We start from the raw sequence: 3,737 nt of genomic DNA on the forward strand, positions 1-3,737 counted from the left end.
TTGCCGATGCCTGCGAGCGCGCCGGCGCCGAGGCCGCCGCCGCCATGCAGCGCCGGCTCGGGCTGGAGCCCGTCGGGTCGCCGCGGATCGAGACATTGTCCGCACCGCCCGGCGGCGACCTGATCCTGCGCGTCGAGATCGAGACCCTGCCGGAGCCTGAGCCGCCCGATCCGGCCGCACTGCGCATCGAGCGACTCCGCGGGCGAGTCGATCCGGCCGACCTGGACGCGGCGCTGGCCGAACTCGCCGCGGGTCGCGCCGACTGGGTCGAGCTGCCGCCCGATGCGCGCGCAGAACCTGGCGACCTCGTGGTGTGCGACGTCGCCGTGCGCCTGCTGCCGCCGGAGAACCTCATCCCGAACCCGCTGCCGTCGGGGGCGGAGGCCGGCGCGCCCGGATCGCTGCCGACCGGCTGGGTCTTCGGCGACAACAATGCCGGACTCGCCTGCGAGGTCGTGACGGTCGCACCCGACGCCGACCCGCCGCAGCTGCGCCTGCGCATCCACGGCACCGCGGCCGCCGATGGTCAGAGCTTCGTGCGCTTCCATCCGGAGGGCGTGATCGCCGCCGGCGCCGGCTCCACCTGGGCCGGCTCGCTTGCGCTGCATTGGCCCGCCGCGCCGCTCGGCCTGCGTGGCGGCAAGCTGCGTCTCGATTCCAAGCCGCGCACCGGGCGCCAGACGCTGCGCCGCAAGGATGCAGCGCTGCCGCTCACGCCCGGCGCCGGCTTCGGCCGCGTCTACGTCTCCGACACCCTTTCCGACGAGCAGACCGGCTCGGTGCGTCTTGCGGTCCTCTTCGACCACGCGGCGGGGCCGGTGGACTTCGTCGTGGACCTCGCCTTGCCGCGCCTGGTGGAAGGGCTCGATCTCGGTCAGGACGACGCCGTCGCGGTGCCGGGTTTCGGCGGCACGGGGCGGCGCATCGAGATCGGCAGGCCCGACCCGTCCGGCCTCGCGCCGCACCTTGTCGGCATCGCCGCGGGCGAGACGCGCGAAGCCCCGTTCCGCGTGCCGGATGCCTTCGAAGACCGCGTGCTCGCCGGCCGCGACGCGCGCGTCACGCTGCGCGCGACGGCGCTGCTGCGGCGCGTCGTGCCGGAGGTCGACGACGCCTTCGCCGTCTCGCTTGGCCTGGAGGGCCTGTCGGCGCTCCGCGCGATGACGGCCGAGCGGCTCGAGGCGCGGCGCGTCGCGCTCGAGCAGCGGCAGCTTCGCCGCGCCACGCTCGACGCACTGCTTGCGGTGAGCGACGGGATCGCGCTGCCGGAGGAGGCAATCCGGACGGAGCTTGCCGCGATCTGGCCGCGTCTCTCCGCCGAGGCGCGCCAGGTCTCGCCGGAGGCTGCGCGGGCACTTGCCGCGCGGCGTGTCCGTCTCGGGCTCCTGCTCCGCGCGATCGCGCGCCGGCACGACATCCTGCCCGGTGACGACGATCTGCGCGCGGCGGCGCGCGCGGCGCCCGGCACGCCGGAGGACCTGCGCGCCCGCGCGCTCGAGGACCGCGTCGTCGCCTTCGTGCTGGAGCGCGCCGAGGTCGTCGCGCGCGAGGTCGACATGGCGGAACTCGCCGCGGCCGTTGCCGCCTTGCCGGTCGAATGACGGCGCCGCCGGCGCGTTGACGCTCACCTGACCCAGGCCTAGCGTCCCTTCCCGCTGGCGCCTGATCCGCGCAGGCGGAACCGCCGGAGCGGTGAATCAGTCGCTGGGACACAAGCTGCAGCGTGATCCACGAAGGTGGATCACGCGGTAGCCAGTTTGGGGAAGGAAACGCAATGGCGAATGGCGTGAAGGCGGCCTGGGCGGCCGGCAAGCCGGTGGTGAACGGGTGGCTCGCCATCCCCTCCGGCTTCAGCGCGGAGGTCATGGCGCAGGCCGGCTTCGACAGCCTCACCGTGGACATCCAGCACGGCGTGCAGGACTACCAGTCCATGATCGCCTGCTTCCAGGGCATGCAGCCACATGGCGTGACGCCGATGGTGCGCGTGCCGTGGAACGAGCCCGGCATCATCGGCAAGGTGCTCGACGGCGGTGCGAAGGGCGTGATCTGCCCGATGGTGAACACGGAGAAGGAGGCGCGCGACCTCGTCTCCTTCTGCCGCTATCCGCCGAAGGGTGCGCGCAGCTTCGGCCCGATCCGCTCCGGCATCTACGGCGCCGCGGCCGACACCGATGCGGCCAACGACGACGTGCTGGTGATCCCGATGATCGAGACGAAGACGGCGCTCGACAACCTCGAAGCCATCGTCAGCGTGCCGGGCGTGGATGCGGTCTACATCGGTCCGTCCGACCTTTCGCTCTCGCTCGGCATGAAGCCGCTGCAGGACCGGCAGGAGCCCGAGTTCCTCGCCATCATCGACCGCATCCGCACGACGGCGGCGAAGCACGGCGTGAAGGCCGGCATCCACACGATGAGCGGCGCCTACTCGAAGCGGATGTTCGAGCGCGGCTTCAACCTGGCGACGATCATGAATGACAGCGGGCTGATGCTGACCGCGGCGCGCGCGCAGGTGGGCGTGGCGAAGGGGTGAGGCGCGGGCAGGGGGGCTTTGCCCCCCTGCACCCCCCACCAGGAGCCTGGAGGCTCCTGGACCTGCTTCCGTTTAGCGACGAAGGGGGAGGGGGCTTGGCCCCCCTCCCCCTTCGTCGCTGAAAAACAGATGGCTGGGGTCCGGGGAGCCCCTCGGCTCCCCGGCGGGGGTACGGGGGCAGAGCCCCCGCCGACGCTCACGCCTCCCGCCACGGCTCCTCCGGCCACGCATGCTTCGGGTAGCGCCCGCGCATGTCCTTCCGCGCATCGCGCCATCCGCCGCGCCAGAACCCCGCGAGATCGCCGGTGATCGCGATCGGCCGGCCCGCCGGCGACAGCAGTGCCGCCTGCAGCTTCACGCGCCCCTCGGCCAGCGGCGGCAGCGCATCCATCCCGAACAGATGCTGCGCGCGCGCTTCGAGCGTCGGCACCTCGCGGTCGTAATCCACCGCCGCGCTGCGCCCGCCCGGCAGGTCGATCCGCGCCGGCAGCGCCGCGTCCAGCCGCCGCTGCATCTCCCACGGCACGAGGTTGCGCAGGATCGTCGTGAGGTCGAGCGCCTTCGCCTCGGCCAGCTTCGTGCGCCCGTGCAGATGCGGCGCGAGCCAGTCCTCCACGGTGGCGGCGAGCGCGGCATCCGAAACGTCCGGCCACGCCTCGCCCTCAACCTCGTGCATCCAGCGCAGCCGCGCGCGCGTCTGCTTCGCGGCTTCCGTCCAGTCGAGGTCGCGCAGGCCGCGCTCCGCGATCGCGCGCGCCAGTGCCGCGGCGACGGTGGCGGCATCCGGCGCGGGCAGCGCGTGCTCCTCCAGCACCAGCGGCCCAAACATGCGCCGCCGCCGTGCGATCACCGCGCCGGCCCGTGCGTCGAAGGCGGCACCTTCCTCCCAGCGCAGCCGCTCGGGGAAGCGCCGTTCGAGCGTCACCAGGTCGAGCGGCGCGGCCATGCGGATGCGCGCTTCTGTCCCCTGCAACTCGAGATCCGCGACGGCGAGCAGCGGCGACTTGGCCAGCCGGTCGTTCGCGGCCAGCCGCGCGCCCTGTCCCGATGCAAGGCGGAAGGCGCCGTCCATCGTGCCGCGCTTCGCCGCGATGCGGTCCGGGAAGCCCGCCGCGAGCAGCGGCCCGGCCTCGCCGCCCGGCAGCGCCGTGCCGTGAAGCCGCAGCCGCCGACGGTGCAGCGCCGCCGCGCGCCGGATGCGCTGCAC

Annotated in this window: 2 protein-coding genes and 1 pseudogene; 2 read left to right on the forward strand and 1 reads right to left on the reverse strand. The window is 73.7% G+C overall.

The features are described from left to right. Nucleotides 1-1,601, forward strand: a pseudogene (locus tag L2I40_RS20325) (hypothetical protein); the annotation flags it as partial. Between the two features lie 173 nt (nt 1,602-1,774). Continuing rightward, complete coding sequence (locus L2I40_RS20330) at nt 1,775-2,530, forward strand: HpcH/HpaI aldolase family protein (RefSeq protein ID WP_237216999.1); 756 nt, start codon at nt 1,775-1,777, stop codon at nt 2,528-2,530. A gap of 196 nt (nt 2,531-2,726) precedes the next feature. Here L2I40_RS20330 and L2I40_RS20335 read toward each other — a convergent pair. Then, on the reverse strand, nt 2,727-3,737 hold a 1,011-nt coding region (locus tag L2I40_RS20335), incomplete at its 5' end, for an ATP-dependent helicase C-terminal domain-containing protein (protein ID WP_272910992.1).

The organism is Falsiroseomonas oryziterrae (assembly GCF_021864505.1).
In the GTDB taxonomy this organism is placed as follows: domain Bacteria; phylum Pseudomonadota; class Alphaproteobacteria; order Acetobacterales; family Acetobacteraceae; genus Falsiroseomonas; species Falsiroseomonas oryziterrae.

Coding starts and splice junctions, on each gene's coding strand:
- L2I40_RS20330 (WP_237216999.1), top strand. CDS start 1,775: ATGGCGAATGGCGTGAAGGCGGCCTGGGCGGCCGGCAAGCCGGTGGTG.